The organism is Haloactinopolyspora sp. (assembly GCF_027324685.1).
Classification (GTDB): domain Bacteria; phylum Actinomycetota; class Actinomycetes; order Jiangellales; family Jiangellaceae; genus Haloactinopolyspora.
Genome location: NZ_DAHVSH010000144.1, coordinates 38,021 through 59,520, shown reverse-complemented (window position 1 = coordinate 59,520; position 21,500 = coordinate 38,021). Strand labels below are relative to the sequence as shown.

Here is a 21,500-nt window from a genome sequence, read left to right as displayed (position 1 = left end):
GGCGGACGGCTGTCGGACCGATGAGTCATACTGAATCATGTCCGGAGACGTTCCCCATGTAGCGGGTGATGCCGTGAGCGCTGAGCCGCTGCCCGACTGGTTGCGCCCGCCGCCCGGTGGATTCACCGCTGACGATCTCGATCGGCTCCCCGACCTGCCACCACACACCGAGCTGATCGACGGGAGTCTCGTCTTCGAGAGCCCGCAGACCGCGTTTCATTCGATTGCCGTTGATTTCCTGACCGGTAAGCTGCGCCGTTCGGCTCCGGCGTCGCTGCGGGTACGACGCGAGATGACGATCACGCTCGGCCCACGGCAGCGACCAGAACCCGACATTGTCGTCGTCGACGCCGCAGCGAGCGGCATGGATCGAACGACTTACGAGCCCGAAGACGTCGTACTCGCTGTCGAGGTCGTCGCCGCCGAGTCGCAGGAACGCGACCGCAAGCGCAAGCCGCAGCTTTACGCCGAAGCTGGCATCCGGCACTTCTGGCGAGTCGAGAACATCGACGGTCGGCTCACCGTCTACGTCCACGAACTCGATCCCGCCACACGCACCTACACCGTCACCGGAATCCATCACGACCAGCTCAAGCTCACTGTGCCGTTCGGCATCGACATCGACCTCACCGAGATCGACCAGCTCTGAGTTCTCGCCCGCGCCGCGACCGGTACAAGGGGCCTCAGGTCACGCCGAGGCCACGTTCACGTAGGTCGCGACGGTGCTTCTCCAGGGCCATCAGTTCACCGAACAGCCGGTTGTACACCTCGACCTGGGCCGATGGGTCGGTACGCTGCAACTTCGCCTTGAGCGCGACCAGCTGCCGAGACACCCACACCTCGTGCAGGCGGAGGATCACCGACTCGACGTAGCGCGGCAGCGCCACGTCGTCGGCGGGGACGGCCTCGACGGCGAGCTCGGTCAGCACCTGCCTGATGGCGTCGTCGGGAGCGCGACTCAGCAGGTCGTCGACCCACTCCCGGCCGCCGGCCTGGGTGGCACACCCGCCGGCGGCGCTCACGGCCTCGCGCACCGCGCGGTAGACCGGTGAGAGGAACGCCTCGGCTTCGATCTCGTCGAACGTCGGCCCCGCCAGCGCCGGGCGCTGCACCACCACCCGTAGCACCTCACGCTCCAGCGCGAGCGTCTGCGGGTCGACGTTGCCGTGCACCGGGATGCCCAGAGCCTGCTGGCCCTCCAGCGGCGGCGGTGCCGGTCGCGTCGACGTCCGCTGCGGGGTGCCGGACAAGCCACGGACCCGGCGCACCACCGACATCTCGTCCGGTGCACCCACCCAGCCGGCGAGCCGGCGAGCGTACTCGTCACGCAGTGCCCGGTCGCGGATCCGCGCCACCAGCGGCACCGCCCGCTCCAGTGCTTGCGTTCGCCCTTCGGCGTAGTCGAGATCGAACTCCTCGACGATGGTGCGGATGGCGAACTCGAACAGCGGGCGTTGCCGCGCGACCAGCTCACGCACGGCGGCATCACCCGAGCGCTGGCGCAGCTCACAGGGGTCGAGCCCGTCCGGATCGATGGCGACGTAGGTCTGCCCGACGAAGCGCTGGTCACCCTCGAACGCGCGCATCGCCGCCTTCTGCCCCGCTGCGTCACCGTCGAAGGTGAAGATCACCTGTCCCCGGTACTCGTCCTGGTCGCGGAGCAGCCGCCGCAACACCCGGGCGTGGTCCTCCCCGAAAGCGGTGCCGCACGTGGCCACCGCCGTGGTCACCCCGGCCAGGTGGCAGGCCATCACGTCGGTGTACCCCTCGACGACGACGGCCTGCGACGTCCGAGCGATCTCCTTCTTCGCCAGGTCGACGCCGTAGAGCAGGTGACTCTTCTTGTAGATGGGTGTCTCGGGGGTGTTCAGGTACTTCGCGTCGATGCGGTCGTCGTCGAACAGTCGCCGCGCGCCGAAGCCGACCACGTCGCCGAGCAGGTCGCGGATCGGCCAGATCAACCGGCCGCGGAAGCGGTCGTACGGCGCGTTGCGGCCTTGGGCCACGAGCCCGGCCATGATCAGCTCTTCGTCGGTGAAGCCCTTCTGCCGCAGGTGCCGGCGCAGGACCTCGCCACCTTTGGGGGCGTAGCCAACGCTGAACGTTTCAGCGGCGCTCTTGTCGAACCCGCGCTCGTCGAGGAACTGCCGGCCGGCCACCGCCTCGGGAGAGCTCGCCAACGCGTCAGCATAGAACTCCGCCGCGATTCGGTGCGCCTCGACGAGGCGGGTGCGTTGTTCACGGTTCTGCCGCGGCGCGCTGCCACCCGTGGACTCCTCGTAACGCAGCTGCAGACCGACCTTGTCGGCGAGGCGCTCGACGGCCTCGGTGAACGACAGCTGGTCGTACTTCTGCACGAACGTGATGACGTCGCCACCTTCGCCGCAGCCGAAGCAATACCACATGCCTCGCTGGGGGGTGACGTGGAACGACGGCGTCTTCTCGTCGTGAAAGGGGCACAGTCCCTTCAGCGACCCACCGCCGGCGTTACGCAGAGCGACGTACTCGCCGAGGATCGCGTCGACCCGAGCCCGTTCGCGCACCGTCGCGATGTCTTCGTCCCGGATGCGTCCCGCCACGCGGCTGAGTCTACGTCCGTCGCGCGGTCGATACGCCACGGCTGCGCGTGGCACGCTGAAGCGTTCCACAAACCCGGCATTTCGGGCACGTTTACTCACATTCAGCGTGCCATGGGGTCACCTTCACCGTGCCACGCGCCGGAATCGTCAACGCAGGCACGCCGAGCCGATCCGCCGCGAGAGCGGCGTGGCGAATTATGCGGTCGAGCACCACGTCCGGGTGATACATCGCTTCGGCTCCCGTCCACCGCACGACCACGAAGCCGGCCTCCTCGAGGCGTAGCTGTCGCTGCTTCTCCTCCACCAGGACCCGCTCGGCCGGCCGCCAGGCTTGGTCGGTGTATTTGATGCGACCATCGACCTCACCGACCAGCCGGAACCGGCGCCAGAGAAAGTCGACCCGGACGCCCCCGGCGCCGGAGCCGAGCACCCACGCATTGCACTCCGGGAGCGCAATGCCGGCCTGGACGAATGCCGCGTACGACAACGACTCCGCCGGAGACTCCCGAGCGCCGTTCGCCCACGCGCCGACCAGGCATGCCTGCCGCCCGCCGCTCCAGCGCGCCATCCGCGCGGCGATGCCGGACAGCTCACCAGGACCGACGGCGCCGCGGCGCAGACCTGCGTCGGCGACGGCCAACCCTGCGGCGAAGCCGAACTCCCGCGCCACGTCCAGCGCCGCACGCGCCGGACGCGCGGCGGGTACCGCGCGCAGCACCGTCACGTCGGTCGGCTCGACCGAGGCGGTACGCAATCGGAGGCCGGGCAGCGCACGACGGCCGTGCCAGCGCCGCGGCAGCGTGAAGACCACGTCGCCCGGTTGTCCGGCAGGGACGGGAAGGTCAGCGAGTAACGCCGCGGAGTAGCCGGCCGCCCACCCTCGTTCACCGAGGGCATGCCACGCCGCACAGACCTCGATGGCATGCCGGGCAGCCGCCCGGCCCTCGGATTCTCGCCACAGTTCCGCGTCGCAATACACGCCGCGACGAAGCCGCACGAGCGAGCCGGTGGCGACCGCGTGCCGCAGCGCTCCTGGCGACATGCCGCGCGCGGCGAGCGCCTTCGTGGTGTGAACTCCGCGGATCCCGATCATGGTGAGCCAGCATGCCGAAGCGGGACCCGACGGCGCAGATCGCTGTCCACAGGCTCGTGGCGCCGCTGTCGCGTGGCACGCTGAAGCGTTCCACAAACCCGGCATTTCAGGCCCGTTTACTCACATTCGGCGTGCCACGTGGTCACCTTCACCGTGCCACGCACGCATCGACGGGCGCTGGGTACGTCTCCCCCATGCCGGAGCTCCCCGACGTCGAAGGGTTCCGCCGGACGCTGCGACGCGCCGCGGGCCGCACGCTCGAACGGGTCGACGTCCTGGACGGCGGCGTGCTGCGCGACGTCAGCGCCGCCGAACTTCGTGACCGGCTGGACGGCGCCGTGCTGGCCACACCCCGGCGCCACGGCAAACACCTCGTCGCGCCGTTGCGCGCGCCGGGCCGACGCCACCGGTCCACCGAGCCCAGCATCCTGTTCCACTTCGGCATGACCGGTGCGCTGACCTGGGTCACCGACGACTCAGCGCGGCACCGGCACGACCGCGTCGTCTTCGTGACCGACGGCGGTGAGTTGCGTTATCGCGACATGCGCAAGCTGCAGGGCATCCGACTCGCCGGCGACGATTCCGCCGTCGACCGTGTGTTGGCGCGGACAGGTCCCGATGCCGCTTCGGTGACGGTGGAGGAGTTCACCGAACGCCTGGCCCCGACCCGCCGTCAACTCAAAGCGGCCCTCATGGACCAGGCCGTTCTCGCCGGCCTGGGCAACCTCCTGGTCGACGAGATCCTCTGGCGCGCTCGTCTGCACCCGAGAACCACGACGGCAGATCTGGGCGACACCGACTACCGGCGCCTGCACGCCCGGATGATGACGACGTTGCGCCAAGCGTCGCCGACGGGGCGAGTACCGGACCATGCCGGGTGGCTCACCGGGCGCCGCGACCAGCCCGGCGGTTCGTGCCCGCGCTGTGGCGCGTCGTTGGCTCGCGGTCGCGTCGCCGGTCGCGCGACCGTGTGGTGCCCGCGCTGCCAGCCGGCTCAACCGACGAGCCGGGCGTGCAGCGTGTAGGCCGACCCGTCGGTCAGCGAAGCCACTTGATCGACGATCACCCGCAACCGGTGCGCGTCGTCGCCCGCGGCCTGCCACGCTTCTCTAAAGCTGGGTTCCAGCCCTTCCGGCGCCCGCAGGCGCAACGTCGCCACCAGCTCCTCCACCAGTTCGCGTTGGCGGCGGTACACCGGCGCCCGGTCCTCGGCGGTCATGACATAGACCGCCGCGAGGCCCTTGAGTACGGCCACCTCGACGCGAGTGTCGCGCGGCACCTCGAGGTCGGCGGCGTAGCGAGTCAGTTGGCCGCTGCCGTGGCGGGCATGGGTGGCGTGCTCGGCGGCGTCGCAGAACCGGCCGATCAGCTGGCTGGTCATGTCCTTCAGCGCCGCCAGCGCCCGCAACCGACCGTCGTATTCGCCGACCCAGTACGGCAGCGCGCGTAGTCGGTCCAGCCCGGCGAGGATCTCGTCGGAGTCCGCGTCGTCCAGGTACCACTGCCGGGTCAGCTCCGCCACGCGCGCGCGTTGCTCCGCGTCGCCCAGCCGGGCACCAAGGTCGATCCGGCCGGCGACCACGGCGTCCTCCACGTCGTGCACGCTGTAGGCGACGTCGTCGGCGAAGTCCATGACCTGCGCTTCCAGGCACCGTCGGCGGCCGTTCGAACCACTGCGCAGCCACTCGAACACTTCGGCGTCGTCGTCGTAGACGCCGAACTTCGGGCCGTCGGCGGCCGCACGCCGCCACGGGTACTTGGTCGCGGCGTCGAGACCGGCCCGGGTGAGGTTGAGCCCGGCCGAGCGACCGTCCGGGTGCGCTGCTTTCGCCTCCAGCCTGGTCAGTAGGCGCAGCGTCTGGGCGTTGCCTTCGAACCCGCCGATGTTCGCCGCGATCTCGTCGAGCACCTCTTCGCCGTTGTGCCCGAACGGCGGATGCCCGAGATCGTGGGCGAGGCAGGCGGCATCGACGACGTCGGGGTCGCACCCCAGCGCCTTGCCGAGCTCGCGGCCGACCTGCGCTACCTCGAGCGAATGCGTGAGTCGGTTGCGCACGAAGTCGTCGCTGCCAGGTGCGACGACCTGGGTCTTCGCCGCAAGCCGGCGTAGTGACGCCGAATGCAGCACCCGCGCGCGATCACGTTCGAACGCGGTGCGCCGAGCGCGCTTGGGCGGCTCAGGAGCCCATCGTTCACGATCGGCCTCGTCATACCCGGTAGTCACGGCTGCGAGGTTACGCTCTGCACCATGTCCTCATCGCTGCGGTACGTCGTCGTCGGCGGCGGGATCGTCGGCGCGGCCATCGCCCGGGCACTCACCCAGACCGACGAACGCGCGAGCGTCACGGTGCTGGAGAAGGAGCCGGCACCTGCGATGCACCAGACGAGCCGGAACAGTGGCGTCGTCCATGCCGGACTCTACTACACGCCGGGCTCGGCCAAGGCGCGGTTCTCTCGCCGCGGGGTCGGGCTGCTGCGAACGTACTGCGAGCAGAAGGGGCTCACCTACGACGCGTGCGGCAAACTCCTCGTGGCGCTCGATGAGCGTGAACGGCAGCGGATGGACGACATTCACGCGCGCGCGACGGCCAACGGTGTGCCGGGAGTACGACTGCTGACCGGGCCGGAATTGGCCGAGGTGGAGCCGCATGTCCGCGGGATAGCCGGGTTGCATTCGCCGACGACGGCGATCGTCGACTTCGCCGAGATCGCGACGACGATGCTCGCCGACGCCATCGCCGCTGGGGCTGAGGTGCGCACCGGGTTCGAGGTGTGCGGATTCGATCAGTCCGCGACCGAGGTCGTGGTGCATGCGCGCCGTGGCGACGCGCTCGCCGCTGATCACGTGGTCGTCGCTGCGGGCCTGCAATCCGACCGCCTCGCTCGCCTGGCCGGCGCCGACGAGTTCCCGCGGATCGTGCCGTTTCGCGGCGAGTTCGCGCTGCTACGGCCCGAGCGTCGGGCTCTGGTGCGCGGGCTGGTGTATCCGGTGCCCGACCCCCGCTATCCGTTCCTCGGTGTGCACCTGACCCGCCGCGTCGACGGCGAGGTGATGGTCGGCCCGAACGCCGTCCTGGCGCTGGCTCGCGAGGGGTACCGGCGCCGTGACATCGACGTCGGCGAAATCCGCAGGCTGATCGGCTGGGGCGCGTTCCGCCGGTTCGCCTGGCAGAACCGCCGCACGGCGATCCGGGAGATGTACAGCTCACTGAACCCGCGGGCCTTCGCTGCCGCGGCGCGGCGCTACCTTCCCCAACTCGACGCCGGGGACTTGGTGCCGGCCCGGTCAGGTATCCGGGCGCAGGCGATGGATGCCGACGGCACCTTGGTCGACGACTTCCGGGTCAGCCGTCGCGGCCGCATCATGTGCATTCGTAATGCTCCCTCGCCGGCGGCGACCGCCAGCCTGGCCATCGCCGACGACGTCGTCGCCGAGTTGCGCGGCGGTGCCTGACACCCGGAGATGCCGCGCCGCCACCCGGTCCGAGCAGCCGAAAGCCCGCCGGCAGCTGTCACGACGAACGTCGCGTGAGCTGCCGACGGGCTGGGCCGATCAGCGGGTTTCTCGGTGGATTACGACTGAGCGCCCGTCCGCCGCAATCGCAGGATCGCGAGCGCACCGCCCACGAGTGCCAGGCCGACCATCAGCAGCAGTGCTGGCGAGGTGCCGGTGTCCGGCAGGTCAGGCTCGTCGGTTTCGGTGGGACTCGGTGTCGGAGTCTCCGTCGGAGTCGCGCTCGGCGTCTCTGTCTCGGTCGGAGTCTCGGTGGGAGTCTCCGTCGGAGTCTCGGTCGGGGTCTCCGTCGGAGTCTCGGTGGGAGTCTCCGTCGGAGTCTCGGTGGGAGTCTCCGTCGGAGTCTCGGTGGGGGTCCCGGTGGGGGTCTCGGTCGGGGTCTCCGTCGGCTTCGCCGGGTGGTACTTGCAGACGGTGTAGTTGCTGATCTGGGCGGGCTTTCCGGATGCGTTCACCGGCGCGTGCAGGTGCGTGAGGTCCGGGCCGAGGAACAGGTTCGTCTGCGGACCGCCCTTGACCAGCACCGCGAGGTCGATGCCGAGTCGTTCGCCCTCAGCGGTCAGCACGACGTCGAGCTGCATGTTGTCATCGGACAGGTCGACGGTGAACCACGAGTGCTCGAGGATGTCCGGAACGTCCCGGCTGCCCTCCCAGAACACGTCGGGAACGAGCCCTTCACACGACTTGACGTTGCCGTCAAGGGTCTGGTCCGGCTCGGCATGGTCGGCCGCGGCCGGCAGCGTCCCCAGAGCGAACGCCCCGATCACGGCAGCGGGCAAGAGTGCACGAATGTAGGCAAAGCGGCGCACAAAGGCCTCTCAGGTATCAAAGGTGAGATCTCGATGGAAGCAGACCGAACCGTACCGACCCGGTCACGCCGACACAAGATTGATCAATAACGATTCAGGCACTTTCACCGTGACGCACGTGCGGGCTGGTCAGAGCCGCGCGACCCGCCTCGAGCCGAGCCACCGGAACCCGGAACGGCGAGCACGAGACGTAGTCGAGTTTGATCGACTCGAAGAAGTGGATCGAATCAGGGTCGCCGCCGTGCTCACCGCAGATGCCGAGCTTCAACTCCGGCCTGGTCTCCTTGCCCTCCCACGCCGCGATCGACACCAGCCGCCCGACGCCCTCGGCGTCGATCGACTCGAACGGGCTCACACCGAACACGCCGCGTTCGAGATAAGTGGGGAAGATCATCGCCTCGACGTCGTCGCGCGAGAATCCCCACGCCGTCTGGGTGAGGTCGTTGGTGCCGAACGAGAAGAACTCGGCCGCTTCGGCCACCGCGTGCGCCGTCATCGCCGCCCTCGGTAGCTCGATCATCGTCCCGATCGGGAATGAGAGGTCGACGCCAGTCTCGGCCGCCACCTCGGCCACGGTGGCCTCGGCCATGTCGCGGACGGCCTCGAGCTCTTGCACCGCCGCGACGAGCGGGATCATGATCTCCGGGCGCGGGTCACGCCCCTTGCCGCGCAGCTCGGCGGCCGCCTCGGCGATCGCGCGGACCTGCAGGCGGAACAGTTCGGGCACCATGAGGCCCAGCCGCACGCCGCGCATTCCGAGCATCGGGTTCTGTTCGTGCAGCCTGCGCACCTCGGCCAGCAGGGCCGAGGCTTCCTCGTCTCGCTCCCCCTTGGCCTCGGCGACGGCCACGCGCACCGACAGGTCGGTCAGGTCCGGCAAGAACTCGTGCAGCGGCGGATCAAGCAACCGGATCGTCACCGGCAGCCCGTCCATCGCCTCGAGGATGCCGACGAAGTCGTCCCGCTGCAGTGGGCGCAGTTCGTCCAAGCCGGCCTGGCGTTGCTCGTCGGTACGGGCCAGGATGACCCGTTCCACGATCTTGCGCCGCGGCCCGAGGAACATGTGCTCGGTCCGGCACAACCCGATGCCGCCGGCGCCGAGCGCCCGGGCTCGGGCGGCGTCCTCGGCGGTGTCGGCGTTGGCCCGCACGGCCATGCGTCGTCGCCGGTCCGCGTGGTCCATGAAGCGCAACACGGCATCGACGACCTCTTGACGCGCCGGGTCGATCTCGCCCTCAGCCGTGGGCTCGCCGTGCAGCGCGTCGACCACCGCCGACGGCACGACCGGAACCGGGCCCAGGAAGACCTCGCCGGTCCCGCCGTCGATCGAGATCACATCGCCCTCGCGGACGGTTTCGCCGCCCTCGACGGTGAACGCACGGGCCTCAGGGTCCAGGCGTAACGCGTCGACCCCGACCACGCACGTGCGTCCCATCCCGCGCGCCACCACAGCCGCGTGGCTGGTCTTACCGCCACGTGAGGTCAACACGCCGCGCGAGGCGACCATGCCTTGCAGGTCGTCCGGGCTGGTCTCACGCCGAACCAAGATCACGTCGGCACCGGCAGCGGCCCACTCCACCGCTGTCGCCGAGTCGAAGGCGACCTTGCCTACCGCGGCGCCCGGACTGGCCGCCATTCCGCGCGCGATCACCTGGCGCTGGGCCGACGGGTCGAACTGCGGAAACATCAGCTGCGCGAGTTGGGCGCCGGTGACCCGCGACAGCGCTTCGTCGTCATCGATGACGCCCTCGTCGACCAGTTGCCCGGCGATCCGGAATGCCGCCGCGGCGGTGCGCTTGCCGACCCGGGTCTGCAGCATCCACAACGTGCCGCGCTCGATGGTGAACTCGATGTCGCACAGGTCGCGGTAGTGACGTTCGAGTGTGGCCATGATGCCCAGCAGAGAGTCGTAGGACGCCCGGTCCAGTTCGGCCAGTTCGGTCAGCGGCAGCGTGTTGCGGATACCGGCGACCACATCCTCACCTTGGGCGTTGGGCAGGTAATCGCCGTACACCCCTTGCTCGCCGGTCGCGGGGTCACGCGTGAAGGCCACCCCGGTTCCGGAGTCCGGGCCCAGGTTGCCGAAAACCATCGTGCAGACGTTGACCGCGGTGCCGAGATCGTCCGGGATCCGCTCTTGACGACGGTAGAGGCGGGCACGCTCGGTGTTCCACGAGTCGAAGACCGCCCGCACGGCGAGCTCGAGCTGGCGGTGCGGGTCCTGCGGGAAGTCTTCGCCGCACTCCCGGTGGACGATCTTCTTGAACTGCTCCACCAGCGCACGCAGGTCTTCGGCGCCGAGCTCGACGTCGGACTCCACGCCGCGGTCGGCCTGCATGGCCTCGATCGCCTCGGAGAAGTGGTGGCCCGCGACTCCCAGGACCGTCTCGCCGAACATCTGCACCAGGCGCCGGTAGGAATCCCAGGCGAAGCGGTCGTCGCCGGAGCGCTGGGCCAGGCCGGTCACCGACACGTCGGTCAGCCCGACGTTGAGCACGGTGTCCATCATTCCGGGCATCGAGAACTTCGCGCCCGAGCGCACCGACACCAGCAGCGGGTCGTCGGGGTCGCCGAGGCGTTTTCCGGTGCGCCGCTCGAGCTCGCTCAACTGGGCCGAGACCTGCTCGGCCAGTTCGTCCGGCTCGCGTCCGGTCGCGAGGTAGTGCCGGCACGCCTCAGTGGTGATGGTGAACCCCGGTGGGACCGGCAGCCCCAGCGAAGTCATCTCGGCGAGGTTCGCGCCCTTGCCTCCGAGCAGATCCTTGTCGTCCTTGCTGCCCTGCGAAAAGTCGAACACGTACTGCGTCACTGTCCGGCCCCCTTGTGTGCGGATCCCGTGCGCACCATTGCGCGACTTGTGACGCGGAGCCTAGTGAGCAGCGCAGTTGTCCCGCCTCGACCACTTTCGGACCAATCGTCGCGTGGGCTCGCACGTCAGGCGGTCACCCTGGCCGTGACCGCGGGCGATCTCCGTTTCCATCGTGACTGTGACGTGATGCACAGCACACGAACTGGTACGTACCTGACCGGACCGGATGAACGCCGAAACGGTGTCCCTCAGCACCACAGGTGCATCAGGCAGGGGAACTCAGTCGGCGGGTTCGGATTCGCCCGGCTCGGACCCGCTGGACGAACCGCCGGGTAGGTCCTCGCCGACGGTGTCGCGCAACGTCGTCACGTTGAACACCGCCCAGATGAACACCCCGGCGGCCAGCGCGGAGACGATGATCGTGCCGAACGAGAACTTCGACTGCACGGCCTTGTAGATGACGAACAGGACGGCGACGGTGATCGCGACGGTCTGTAGCACCGGGCGCACGTCGACGGCGGTCTGCGACGCCCAGTCGAGTAGCCCGGCGCGCACCACCGGGGCCTCGGCCGCAACGCCGGAGACCTGCATGCTCAGTACTGCCGCGCCCGGCATCCGCCCGTCCTTCCGTCACGGCTGAAACGAGCGACGTGACCGCCCGTCATCGCCACAGCATAAACGTGGGGACCGCGAGGACACGACGTGATGACCACGTATCAGGACACCCGACGGCGCGATGCGCCCGGCCGCCTGGTGTGATCAACCGCCGGAGATGCCGATTTCGGCGCCGGCGAGCTCGTCGTCCCCGCCGTGCTGGTCGTCCAGCCAGCCGGCGGGTAGGGCCACTTTGCGCGGCGTACCTTGACGCCCGCGTGGCGTACCGAGTTCGGCGACGGGGAACGGCTGATCCGGGTCGAGCTCGCTCAGGAGCTGGTCGAGCTCGTCGAGTCCGCTGACCATGCCGAGCGCGGCTCGCACCTGTTGGCCGACGACGAAGCCCTTGAGGTACCAGGCCATGTGTTTGCGCATGTCGCGCAGGCCGCGGTCTTCACCCATCAGGTCGGCCAGCAGCTGCGCGTGCCGTCGCATCATGGCCGCGACTTCGCCCAGCGTGGGCAACGGCGGAACGGCCCCGCCGGCGAACGCGGCGGCGAGGTCGCGGAACAGCCACGGCCGCCCGAGGCAGCCCCGCCCGATGACGACGCCGTCCACTCCGGTCTCGCGCACCATTCGCACCGCGTCAGCGGCTTCCCAGATGTCGCCGTTGCCGAGCACCGGGATGCTGACGTGCTGTTTGAGCCGGGCGAGGGCGTCCCAGTCGGCAGCACCCGCATAGTGCTGCGCGGCCGTCCGCCCATGCAACGCGATGGCCGCGCACCCGGCGTCCTCGGCGATCCGGCCGGCATCGAGGTAGGTCAGCACATCGTCGTCGATGCCTTTGCGCGTCTTCATCGTGACGGGAATGCCGTACGGCTCACCGGCCTCGACAGCGGCGCGCAGGATGCGCCCGAGCAGGACACGCTTGTACGGCAGCGCCGCTCCCCCGCCCTTGCGGGTCACCTTGGGCACCGGACAGCCGAAGTTCAAGTCGACGTGGGCGACGCCGTAGTCTCCGGCCAGGATCTTCACGGCCTCGCCGACGTAGTGCGGGTCGACGCCGTACAGCTGCACCGACCGCACATCCTCGGCGTCGGCGAACACCAGCATGGACAGCGTCTTCTCGTCGCGTTCCACGATGCCGCGCGAGGTGATCATCTCGCAGACGTAGAGCCCGGCGCCCTGCTCGGCACACAGTCGGCGGAACGCGGCGTTGGTGACGCCGGCCATCGGCGCGAGGACCACCGGCGGATCGACGCTCAGCTCGCCGAGACGCAGCGCGGTGGGCACGCCGTCAAAGGCAGGCGTCGCCGAACTGGGGGCAACGGGGATGGTCGATGTCATGTCGCCACCCATTCTCCCTCATCGCAGCGACCGGCCATGGGCCGTGGACCACTCCGCCTGCAGCGACCGGCCAAGTCTCAGGTGGGCAACCGTTCCGCCAGGTACGACTCCACCCGGTCGAGTCCGACGCGCTCCTGGCGCATCGTGTCGCGATCGCGGACGGTGACCTCGTTGTCCTCGAGTGAGGCGAAGTCGACGGTCACACAGAACGGCGTACCGATCTCGTCCTGGCGGCGATAGCGCCGCCCGATGGCGCCGGAGTCGTCGAACTCGACGTTCCACCGCGCGCGCAGCCGGGTGGACAGGTCGCGCGCCTTCGGCGAGAGGTCGACATTGCGTGACAACGGCAGGACCGCCACCTTGACCGGCGCCAGTCGTGGGTCGAAGCGCAGCACCGTCCGGGCGTCGGCGCCGCCGCGGGCATTGGGCGCATCGTCGACGTCGTAGGCCTCGAGCAGGAACGCCAGCACCGATCGGGTCAGCCCGACCGCCGGCTCGATGACGTACGGGATCCAGCGAGTGCCTTTCTCCTGGTCGTAGTAGCTGAGGTCCTGGCCGGAATGGCGAGAGTGCGTGGACAGGTCGAAATCGGTCCGGTTCGCCACGCCCTCGAGTTCGGCGAACTCCGCCGCGCCGAGTCCGAATCGGTACTCGATGTCGACCGTGCGCTTCGAGTAGTGCGACAACTTGTCATCCGGGTGCTCGTACAGGCGCAGGTTCCCTGCATCGATGCCCAGGTCGACGTACCAGTCCCAGCGGGCTTGCAGCCAGTAGTCGTGCCACGTTTCGTCGGTGCCCGGCTCGACGAAGAACTCCATCTCCATCTGCTCGAACTCGCGGGTCCGGAAGATGAAGTTCCCCGGGGTGATCTCGTTCCGGAATGCCTTGCCGACCTGCGCGATACCGAACGGCGGTCGCCGCCGCGACGAGTTCATGACGTTGAGGACATTGGCGAAAATGCCCTGCGCGGTCTCGGGCCGCAGGTAATGCAGCCCGTCGTCGGAGTCGACCGGCCCCAAATGGGTGCTCAGCAGGCCACTGAACATCCGCGGCTCGGTCCATGCGTCTTTGGCCCCGCACTCAGGGCACGGCTGGTCGCCGGGCCGCCCGGATCCGCCGGGCACCTGGCCGGCAGGCAACTGGTCGACGCGAAACCTCTGGTGACACGCTTGACACTCGGTGAGCGGGTCGACGAAGCGGTCGACGTGACCGGAGGCCACCCAGACCTCACGCGGCAAAATCACCGCGGAATCCAGGCCCACGACGTCGTCACGCTGCTGGACCATGGACCGCCACCATTGCCGGCGGATGTTCTCTTTCAGCTCCACCCCGAGTGGCCCGTAGTCCCACGCCGACCTGGTTCCGCCGTAGATCTCGCCGGTCGGGTAAACGAATCCCCGACGCTTGGCGAGGGACACGATGGCGTCGACGGGCACGGGCACGGGCACTCACTCCAAATCCAGGCGTGACGGCGTCGAGACCGGAACCACTACTATCAGTCGCCCCGGGTCGAGAGTCGAGGGTAAACGAGGGGTCGTCGCATCGATCGAATTCGCCGGGCTCGGATTCATGCCTGTACCTGGTCGGCCAGTCGGACCGAGCCCCGCCCCGCGATTCGCCGCCCCCGGCCGCGCACGGCGACCACAGCCAGGCCCGTGGTGACCGGAACCGCAGCGATGATGCCCAGACCCCCGACCAGGGAGCGCACGATCTCTTGCGCCACGGCCTCGGTGGTGACGGCGTCGAACATCCCCTGGCCCGCGACGCTGAAGACCATCAGCAGCGGCAACGACGCACCCACGTACGCCAGGACCAGCGTGTTCACGGTGGCTGCCACGTGCTCGCGGCCGATGCGCAGCCCGGCGGCGAACAGCGAGCGACGCGAGGCCGCCGGGTCGGCCGCGGCGAGTTCCCACACCGCGGCGCTCTGCGTCACGGTGACGTCGTCGAGCACGCCCAGCGCACCGATCACGAGACCAGCGAGCAGCAAGCCCCGGACGTTCAGGTCGGTGTCGATCGCGCCGAGATACGACGCCGCATGATCGGCGAGACCGGTGAAATTGGCCAGCGACGTGAACACGGTCCCGAGCACGCCGGTGAGCGCCAGACTGATCAACGTGCCGATGAGCGCGACCGACGTGCGGATCGACAGTCCATGCGCGAGATACAGCGTGACGATCATGATGACGGCGGCGCCGACCACGGCGACCGGCAGCGGCTCACCGCCGGTGAGCAATGCGGGCAGGACGAAGACGACCAGCACCGCGATCGATACACCCAGCCCGCCCAGGGCGGCCACGCCCTTCCACCCCGACAGCGCCACCACGGCCACGCCGAACAACACACCCAGCCAGATCAACGAACCGCTGCGCTGGAAATCGAGGACCTCGTACCGGCTGTCCAGGGGCGCCTCAGGCAGGGCACCCAGCACGACGGCATCACCGACGTCGAACTGCGGGGCACCGGTGCCGAACGGCAGGGGCACGACGGCTTCGGTGCCCTCGTCCGGGCCGGACTCGATGCGCACCTGCGCTTCCCGGCACTCCCCCGGCGACTGCGCTGGCCCGTGGCTGTGACCAGAGGTGTTGGAAGGGTCGCGGGCAGTGACGTCAGCGCAGTCGTCGATGGCCACGATGGTCGCGTCGGTACGGACCCCGGACTCGATGCTGGGCGGCTCTCCGGACGGCCAGAGCAGGACGAGCCCGGCGATCGTGGCGACGATCAGCGGAACCAGGACACACAACACCACGCGGCGCATATGCGCAGACGCCGGGGCGGGCGGGCCGTGTGAGTGCAGATGGGCGCCGCTCACGCCGGCTCGCCCCGGTCGTCCGATTCCGCAACCGCCGGCACCGACGCCATGAGCTCGTAGGCCGACGGCTCGTCGACGGCCAGCGACAGCAGCGGCACCGCTTCGACCTTCACGTCGTAGGACGACAGGGCACGCCGATAGGAGCCGACGTTCTTCCATCGACTGGTGATGACCCACAGTGTCGGGTCATCTGCTGCTCTGCCGATGTGGCCGCTGCGCCAACCCGGTCGTTCGGACAGCACCTCGAGAGCGCGGCGCGCGCGATCGACGAACGACTCGGCTTCTTCAGCAGGGACGCGGTACCGCGTGACGACGAGCATCGGACTTCCTTCAGTCGATCGACAGGCGGCGTCGATGCTAGCGGTAGACCGGTGATCATCGCGCTGACGGCGACCGCGTCGACGCCGCGAGTCGGGCGCGGTCAGCCTATTGAGGACCATGTCCGGGCATCACCGTACGATTGGCGAGTTGACGTTCGCCATCGTGACGTCCGAACCGAAGGAAGACCGTGCCACAGAACCGCCGCCAGCCTCGCCGTACCCCGAACCGTCGGCCCGCCGCGCCCGGCCAGGGGTCGCGTGCGCCGCGTCCGGGCGGTTCGCGCCGCCCGGGCCCGCCCGTCCCGCCGGCGCGCTCGAGTGCGCGCGTCCGGCTCGAGGGCTTCAGCTACCCGATTCTGGTCCGGCTGAGTTCCGCACCCAAGTGGCTCATCGGTATCGGTACCGGGGCCGTGCTGCTCGGCGGGCTGCTGGCGCCGCCCCCGTGGGGCCCGGCGCTCCTGGGCCTCGTGGTGCTCTTCCTCGCCTGGCTGCTCACGCTGGCGTGGCCGCGGCTCGACTCGACTGCCCGCTTCGTTCGGTTTCTCGTCGTCGTCGCGCTTGCGGCCGTGGTCGTGGCGCGCGCGTCGGGGTGGATCGCGTAACCGGTCGGCTACGCGGCCGCGCAGCGCGGACACGTGCCGAAGATCTCGATGGTGTGCGACACGTCGGTGTAGCCGTGCTTGTCGGCGACCGTCTTCATCCACCGCTCGACCGCGGGCCCGGCGATCTCGACCGTGGCCTTGCAGGTACGGCACACCAGGTGGTGATGATGCTCCTCGCGCAGGCATCGGCGGTAGACCGCCTCGCCACCGTCGGCGCGCAACACGTCCACCCGGCCGTCGTCGGCGAGCCCTTGCAGGGTGCGATACACCGTGGCCAGGCCTACGCCCACCCCACGCGCTCGCAGTGCGGCATGGAGGTCTTGGGCGCTGATGAAGTCAGCGGTCTCGTCCAGGATCTCGTCCACCGCCGCCCGCTGGCGGGTGCGACGTTGCTCCTTGACCGGCTGATCACTGCCCGCCAATGCGTACCCCACCTTCCTGCTCACCCCGTGGTGCCCACTCTTGGCCATGATAGCCATGTTCAAGCCGGTGGCAGCAGGTTCGCGACACAGGCCCGTTTTGACAATGGTTGTCAATACAGATGAGAATGTGTCCCATGAACATCCGACGCGCGGCCGGCTCTGCGACCGCTGTGGCCTGCGCAAGCCTCGCTTTGGCCGGGTGTGGCTCGTCCGGCTCCTCCTCCACCGACGGCCCGACGGTGCTGGCCTCGTTCTATCCGCTGGCCTTCGTCGCCGAGCGGGTCGGTGGTGATGACGTCACGGTCGAGAACCTCACCCAACCCGGCGCGGAGTCCCACGACCTCGAGCTCACCGCCCGCCAGGTCGGCCAGGTCGCCGATGCCGATCTCGTGGTTTACCTGCAGGGATTCCAGCCTTCCGTCGACGCCGCAGTGGAGCAGAACGCCGAGGGCGCGGCGCTGAACACGGCCGACGTCGTCGAGCTCGAGCACCACGAGAGCGACGAGGACGACGAGCAGCATGACGAGGACCGCGATGAACACGGCGATCACGACCACGGTGACCTCGACGGCGACCCGCACATCTGGCTGGACCCGACCAATCTGGTCAGCATTGCCGACGCCGTGGCCGAGCACCTCGCCGAGATCGATCCGGACCATGCTGAGCGCTACCGGGCCAACGCCGACGAGCTGGCGGCCGAGCTGAACCAACTCGACAGCGAGTTCGCCGCCGGGCTGGAGCAATGCGAGCGCGACACGATCGTCGTCGCCCACGAGGCCTTCGGTTACCTCGCCGACCGCTACGGGTTGCATCAGGTGGGTATCGCGGGTCTCGATCCCGATGCCGAGCCCTCGCCGGAGCGCGTGGCCGACATTCACGAGATCGTCGAGGCCGAGGACGTCACGACGATCTTCTACGAGCGGCTGGTGAGCCCGAAGGTCGCCGAAACCGTCGCCGCCGACCTCGGAGTGGAAACCGCTGTGCTCGACCCCATCGAGGGCCGCACCGACGAGACCGCCGACCAGGACTACCTGGCCCTGATGCGGGCCAACCTCGAAGCTCTCCGCGCCGCGAACGGCTGCGGTTGAGACCGACTACACGGGTACCGTGACCGTCATGACCGAGTCCGTCGTCGCCACCCGCGGGTTGCGCGTCGACTTCGACGAGCGCGCCGTGCTCCACGACGTCAACCTCCACGTCCTCGAGGGCGAGGTCGTCAGCCTGCTGGGCGCCAACGGCTCGGGCAAATCGACACTGGTCCGCGCCATCGTCGGGCTCGTCCCCGCGGCCGCCGGCGAGATCACGCTGTTCGGCCAGCCGCTGGCCACCTTCCGCGACTGGTCCCGCATCGGTTACGTGCCCCAGCGCGCCACCGCCGCTGCCGGGGTGCCGGCCACCGTGCGTGAAGTCGTGGCGTCCGGACGGCTCAGCCGTCGGCGCCTGTTCCGGCCGGCCACCCGCGCCGACCGGGCCGCCGTCGACCACGCGATCGAGCTGGTCGGACTCGCCGACCGAGCCGGCGACACCGTCGCCAACCTGTCCGGGGGGCAGCAACAGCGGGTGCTGATCGCGCGGGCGGCAGCCGGCGAGCCGGACCTGCTCGTCCTCGACGAGCCCAACGCCGGCGTCGACCGAGGTAGTCAGGAGGCCTTCGCGCGGGCGCTGCGGACCTTCGTCGCCTCCGGGCGTACCGTCCTGCTGGTGCTGCACGAGATGGGCCCGTTGGCGCCGCTGATCGACCGCGGTGTCATGCTCGACGGGGGCCGGATCGTCCGCGACGGCGCCCTACCGGCCACGGCGGGGGCCGGCGTACCCGACCACCTCGACGATCACGAGACGGGCCTGTTCGGATGAGCCTGTTGGATTACGACTTCATGCAGCGCGCGCTGATCGCGGCGTTCCTCACCGGCCTGGCCGCGCCGGCTGTGGGCACGTATCTGGTCCAACGGCGCCTGGCGCTGATGGGTGACGGAGTCGGTCACGTCGCGCTCACCGGCGTCGCGGTCGGCCTCTTGACCGGTTGGGCCCCGGTCTGGACGGCCGTGGCCGTCGCCGTCGCGGGGGCGATCGCCATCGAGCTCGTGCGAGCGTACGGGCGTGCCTCGGCCGACGTCGCGCTGGCGATGCTCTTCTACGGCGGTATCGCCGGTGGTGTCCTGCTGACCGGGCTGGCCGGCAGTACCGCGGCCACGCTCAACACCTACCTGTTCGGCTCGATCACCACCGTGTCGGCAGCTGACCTGTGGGTCGTCGCCGTGCTCGCGGTGGTGGTCATCGTGTTGGCCGTCGGGTTGGCGCCGCAACTGTTCGCCGTGTGCCAGGACGAGGAGTTCGCCCGGGTCACCGGGCTCCCGGTTCGCGTGTACGGCGTCCTGATCGCCGTCATGGCAGCCGTGACCGTCGCGGTGGCCATGCGCACGGTCGGCCTGTTGCTCGTCAGCGCGCTCATGGTCGTGCCAGTGGCGACGGCTCAGCAGTTCACGCGCGGTTTCCGGGCTTCGTTCGTGCTGGCGCTGGTGCTCGGCGTGGTGCCTTCGCTGGCCGGTGTCGTGTTCTCGTACCACGTGGACGTCGCGCCGGGTGCGAGCATCGTCGTCATCGCGCTCGCCGGATTCGTCATCTCCTGGCCGGTCGGGTCGATGGTGCGCCGCCACCGCAACCGACACCGCCCGAGCGACGACCCCCGGGTCACCGGCGAGCACGTCACGACCGGCACACACCCGCACCGCCACGACGCAACCTGTGGGCATCCGGCCGTCGAGCACGGTGATCACACCGATTACCTGCACGACGGCCACCTGCATGCCGCCCACGGGCAGCATTACGACGAGCATTGAGCCTTGCCGCGAGCCCGACGACCCGGGCCAGGCGCCGATGCGCCTCGAACCCATGCCCGACCCGATGTCGAATCGGCGCACGCTGATCCGACGTCCTTCACAACGGGTGCCGACCACTGCACCCACGGTGTGAAGGGAGCGCGGTGAAATACATGCTCATGGTCTATGGCGACCCGGACGAGTCCACCCTCGGATGGAGCGACGATCACGTCACCTTCGGCAAGTGCCTGGCTGCGTCCGGTGAGCTGGTCAGTTGCGAAGGGTTGGCCGATCCGGTCAACGCGACGTCGGTCCATCGCCGACCCGACGGCGCCGTCGTCACCGGCGGCGGGTCACCTCGCGATACCGTGTTGATCGGCTATTACCTCATCGACTGCGACGGGTTCGAGCGTGCGGTCGATCTCGGCGGCCGGATCCCCGGTTCGGGATCATCGACGATCGAGATCCGCCCGGTCATGGATGTCGCCGGGCTGGAGATGTGATCACGACGGTGGAGAGCCTGCTGCGCGAGCAGGCGCCGCATGTTCTCGGTGCGCTCGTGCGCCGCTACGGGCACTTCGACCTCGCCGAGGACGCCGTCCAGGAGGCGTTGGTCGCCGCGTCCGTGCAATGGCCCGACGACGGCGTTCCAGCCAACCCCCGAGGTTGGCTCATCACCGTCGCCTCACGGCGACTGACCGACCAGCTGCGCAGCGAATCAGCACGGCGCCGGCGCGAAGAGGCGGCCTTCGCGCAAGAGCCCGCGACGCCCGGCGTGGCGGCACCGCCGGACGAGCATGCACCGGCTGCCGACGACACGCTCACGCTGCTGTTCTTGTGCTGCCACCCGGTGTTGTCGCCGACGTCCCAGATCGCGCTGACGTTACGGGCCGTCGGCGGGCTGACCACGGCCGAGATCGCCCGCGCCTTCCTCGTCCCCGAACCGACGATGGCCCAGCGCATCAGCCGCGCGAAACAGCGCATCAAGAGCAGCGGCGCGCGGTTCGAGATGCCCTGCGCCCATGAACGCCACGAACGCGAAGCAGCCGTGCTGCACGTGCTCTATCTGATCTTCAACGAGGGCTACACCGCGACCTCCGGCGAGCAGTTGCACCGCAACGAGCTGACCACGGAGGCGATCCGGCTTACCCGCGAAGTCCGCCGCCAACTGCCTGACGACGGCGAGGCCGCTGGATTGCTGGCGCTGATGTTGCTCACCGACGCCCGCCGCGCCGCACGCACCACCGCCGACGGCGCCTTGGTACCGCTGGCTGAGCAGGACCGTAGCCGGTGGAACCGCGCGTACATCGCCGAAGGCGTCGCCCTGGTCACCGAGGCACTGGGCACCCGCGCGGTCGGGCCGTACCAACTCCAAGCGGCCATCGCGGCGGTCCACGACGAAGCCGAACACGCCGACGACACCGACTGGCCGCAGATCCTCGCGCTGTACCAGCTGCTCGAGCGTCTCGCCCCCAACCCGATGGTCACCCTCAACCACGCCGTCGCCGCCGCGATGGTTCACGGCCCCCACAACGGGCTCGCCATGCTCGCCGCCCTCGACGACGACACCCGCCTCGCCGAGCATCATCGCCTCGACGCGGTACGCGGCCACCTGTGGGAGATGGCCGGTGACCTCGACGCCGCGAAATCGGCCTACCAGCGAGCGGCCCGCCGCACGACCAGCATGCCCGAACGCGACTATCTCGAATCGCGGGCACGGCGCTTGAACCACGGGATCCAGCCGGATCCGTGATCATCATCGACGCTGCCAGGCGTCGGACTT

At 69.3% G+C, this 21,500-nt stretch carries 20 protein-coding genes; 9 read left to right on the top strand and 11 right to left on the bottom strand.

The features are described from left to right. Positions 1–73 precede the first annotated feature (73 nt). Positions 74–649: a Uma2 family endonuclease gene (locus M6444_RS15945; protein ID WP_298329479.1), complete on the top strand. Its 576-nt coding sequence runs from the start codon at positions 74–76 to the stop codon at positions 647–649. 34 nt (positions 650–683) lie between these two features. Here M6444_RS15945 and dnaG read toward each other — a convergent pair whose 3' ends face one another. Next, positions 684–2,579 carry a DNA primase gene (gene dnaG / locus M6444_RS15940; protein WP_298329476.1) on the bottom strand — a complete coding sequence of 632 codons (1,896 nt, stop codon included), beginning with the start codon at positions 2,577–2,579 and terminating at the stop codon, positions 684–686. Positions 2,580–2,670: 91 nt separating this feature from the next. Next, positions 2,671–3,672, bottom strand: a complete 1,002-nt coding sequence (locus tag M6444_RS15935; protein WP_298329474.1) for a type IV toxin-antitoxin system AbiEi family antitoxin domain-containing protein — start codon at positions 3,670–3,672, stop codon at positions 2,671–2,673. 194 nt (positions 3,673–3,866) lie between these two features. Here M6444_RS15935 and M6444_RS15930 point away from each other — a divergent pair, with 194 nt between their 5' ends. Beyond that, entirely contained in the window at positions 3,867–4,697 is an 831-nt protein-coding gene (locus M6444_RS15930) for a DNA-formamidopyrimidine glycosylase family protein (protein WP_298329472.1), read from the top strand. Here M6444_RS15930 and M6444_RS15925 read toward each other — a convergent pair. After that, positions 4,667–5,896: a deoxyguanosinetriphosphate triphosphohydrolase gene (locus M6444_RS15925; protein WP_298329469.1), complete on the bottom strand. Its 1,230-nt coding sequence runs from the start codon at positions 5,894–5,896 to the stop codon at positions 4,667–4,669. The two genes, M6444_RS15930 and M6444_RS15925, sit on opposite strands and share 31 nt — an antisense overlap. Before the next feature lie 24 nt (positions 5,897–5,920). Here M6444_RS15925 and lhgO point away from each other — a divergent pair, with 24 nt between their 5' ends. Then, a complete protein-coding gene (lhgO, locus tag M6444_RS15920) occupies positions 5,921–7,126 on the top strand; it encodes an L-2-hydroxyglutarate oxidase (RefSeq protein ID WP_298329467.1) in 1,206 nt (401 codons plus the stop codon). Between the two features lie 119 nt (positions 7,127–7,245). Here the strand turns inward: lhgO and M6444_RS15915 are convergent, their stop codons facing one another. From M6444_RS15915 to M6444_RS15885, 7 genes are all read right to left on the bottom strand, one after another. Further along, positions 7,246–7,965: an LPXTG cell wall anchor domain-containing protein gene (locus tag M6444_RS15915; RefSeq protein WP_298329465.1), complete on the bottom strand. Its 720-nt coding sequence runs from the start codon at positions 7,963–7,965 to the stop codon at positions 7,246–7,248. Positions 7,966–8,089: 124 nt separating this feature from the next. Beyond that, positions 8,090–10,804, bottom strand: a complete 2,715-nt coding sequence (ppdK, locus tag M6444_RS15910) for a pyruvate, phosphate dikinase (RefSeq protein WP_298329462.1) — start codon at positions 10,802–10,804, stop codon at positions 8,090–8,092. A 279-nt stretch (positions 10,805–11,083) separates the two neighbouring features. Then, positions 11,084–11,419 (bottom strand): hypothetical protein, encoded by a 336-nt coding sequence (locus M6444_RS15905; protein ID WP_298329459.1) that lies wholly within the window; start codon positions 11,417–11,419, stop codon positions 11,084–11,086. A 144-nt stretch (positions 11,420–11,563) separates the two neighbouring features. After that, positions 11,564–12,745: a tRNA dihydrouridine synthase DusB gene (gene dusB / locus M6444_RS15900; protein WP_298329457.1), complete on the bottom strand. Its 1,182-nt coding sequence runs from the start codon at positions 12,743–12,745 to the stop codon at positions 11,564–11,566. A 77-nt stretch (positions 12,746–12,822) separates the two neighbouring features. Continuing rightward, on the bottom strand, positions 12,823–14,187 hold the full coding sequence (locus M6444_RS15895) for a glycine--tRNA ligase (protein WP_298329453.1): 1,365 nt from the start codon (positions 14,185–14,187) through the stop codon (positions 12,823–12,825). A 125-nt stretch (positions 14,188–14,312) separates the two neighbouring features. Then, positions 14,313–15,503 carry a YibE/F family protein gene (locus M6444_RS15890; RefSeq protein ID WP_298329451.1) on the bottom strand — a complete coding sequence of 397 codons (1,191 nt, stop codon included), beginning with the start codon at positions 15,501–15,503 and terminating at the stop codon, positions 14,313–14,315. Positions 15,504–15,553: 50 nt separating this feature from the next. Beyond that, positions 15,554–15,877, bottom strand: a complete 324-nt coding sequence (locus M6444_RS15885; protein WP_298329448.1) for an antibiotic biosynthesis monooxygenase family protein — start codon at positions 15,875–15,877, stop codon at positions 15,554–15,556. Between the two features lie 188 nt (positions 15,878–16,065). On the opposite strand from M6444_RS15885, the gene M6444_RS15880 reads away from it, so the two are divergent. Next, positions 16,066–16,479: a DUF6703 family protein gene (locus M6444_RS15880; protein ID WP_298329445.1), complete on the top strand. Its 414-nt coding sequence runs from the start codon at positions 16,066–16,068 to the stop codon at positions 16,477–16,479. A gap of 8 nt (positions 16,480–16,487) precedes the next feature. Here the strand turns inward: M6444_RS15880 and M6444_RS15875 are convergent, their stop codons facing one another. Next, on the bottom strand, positions 16,488–16,949 hold the full coding sequence (locus M6444_RS15875; RefSeq protein WP_298329442.1) for a Fur family transcriptional regulator: 462 nt from the start codon (positions 16,947–16,949) through the stop codon (positions 16,488–16,490). An 86-nt stretch (positions 16,950–17,035) separates the two neighbouring features. Between M6444_RS15875 and M6444_RS15870 the strand changes: the two genes are divergently transcribed. The 5 genes from M6444_RS15870 to M6444_RS15850 all read left to right on the top strand — a co-directional run bounded on the left by M6444_RS15870 (position 17,036) and on the right by M6444_RS15850 (position 21,470). Next, positions 17,036–17,989, top strand: coding sequence for a metal ABC transporter substrate-binding protein (locus M6444_RS15870; RefSeq protein WP_298329439.1), 954 nt, complete (start codon positions 17,036–17,038; stop codon positions 17,987–17,989). Between the two features lie 28 nt (positions 17,990–18,017). Further along, positions 18,018–18,755, top strand: coding sequence for an ABC transporter ATP-binding protein (locus M6444_RS15865; protein WP_298329436.1), 738 nt, complete (start codon positions 18,018–18,020; stop codon positions 18,753–18,755). Continuing rightward, positions 18,752–19,738 (top strand): metal ABC transporter permease, encoded by a 987-nt coding sequence (locus M6444_RS15860; protein ID WP_298329433.1) that lies wholly within the window; start codon positions 18,752–18,754, stop codon positions 19,736–19,738. The genes M6444_RS15865 and M6444_RS15860 overlap by 4 nt, the downstream gene beginning before the upstream one ends. Before the next feature lie 152 nt (positions 19,739–19,890). Next, positions 19,891–20,220 carry a YciI family protein gene (locus tag M6444_RS15855; RefSeq protein WP_298329523.1) on the top strand — a complete coding sequence of 110 codons (330 nt, stop codon included), beginning with the start codon at positions 19,891–19,893 and terminating at the stop codon, positions 20,218–20,220. Further along, positions 20,217–21,470, top strand: a complete 1,254-nt coding sequence (locus M6444_RS15850) for a DUF6596 domain-containing protein (RefSeq protein WP_298329428.1) — start codon at positions 20,217–20,219, stop codon at positions 21,468–21,470. The genes M6444_RS15855 and M6444_RS15850 overlap by 4 nt, the downstream gene beginning before the upstream one ends. Positions 21,471–21,500: the final 30 nt, after the last annotated feature.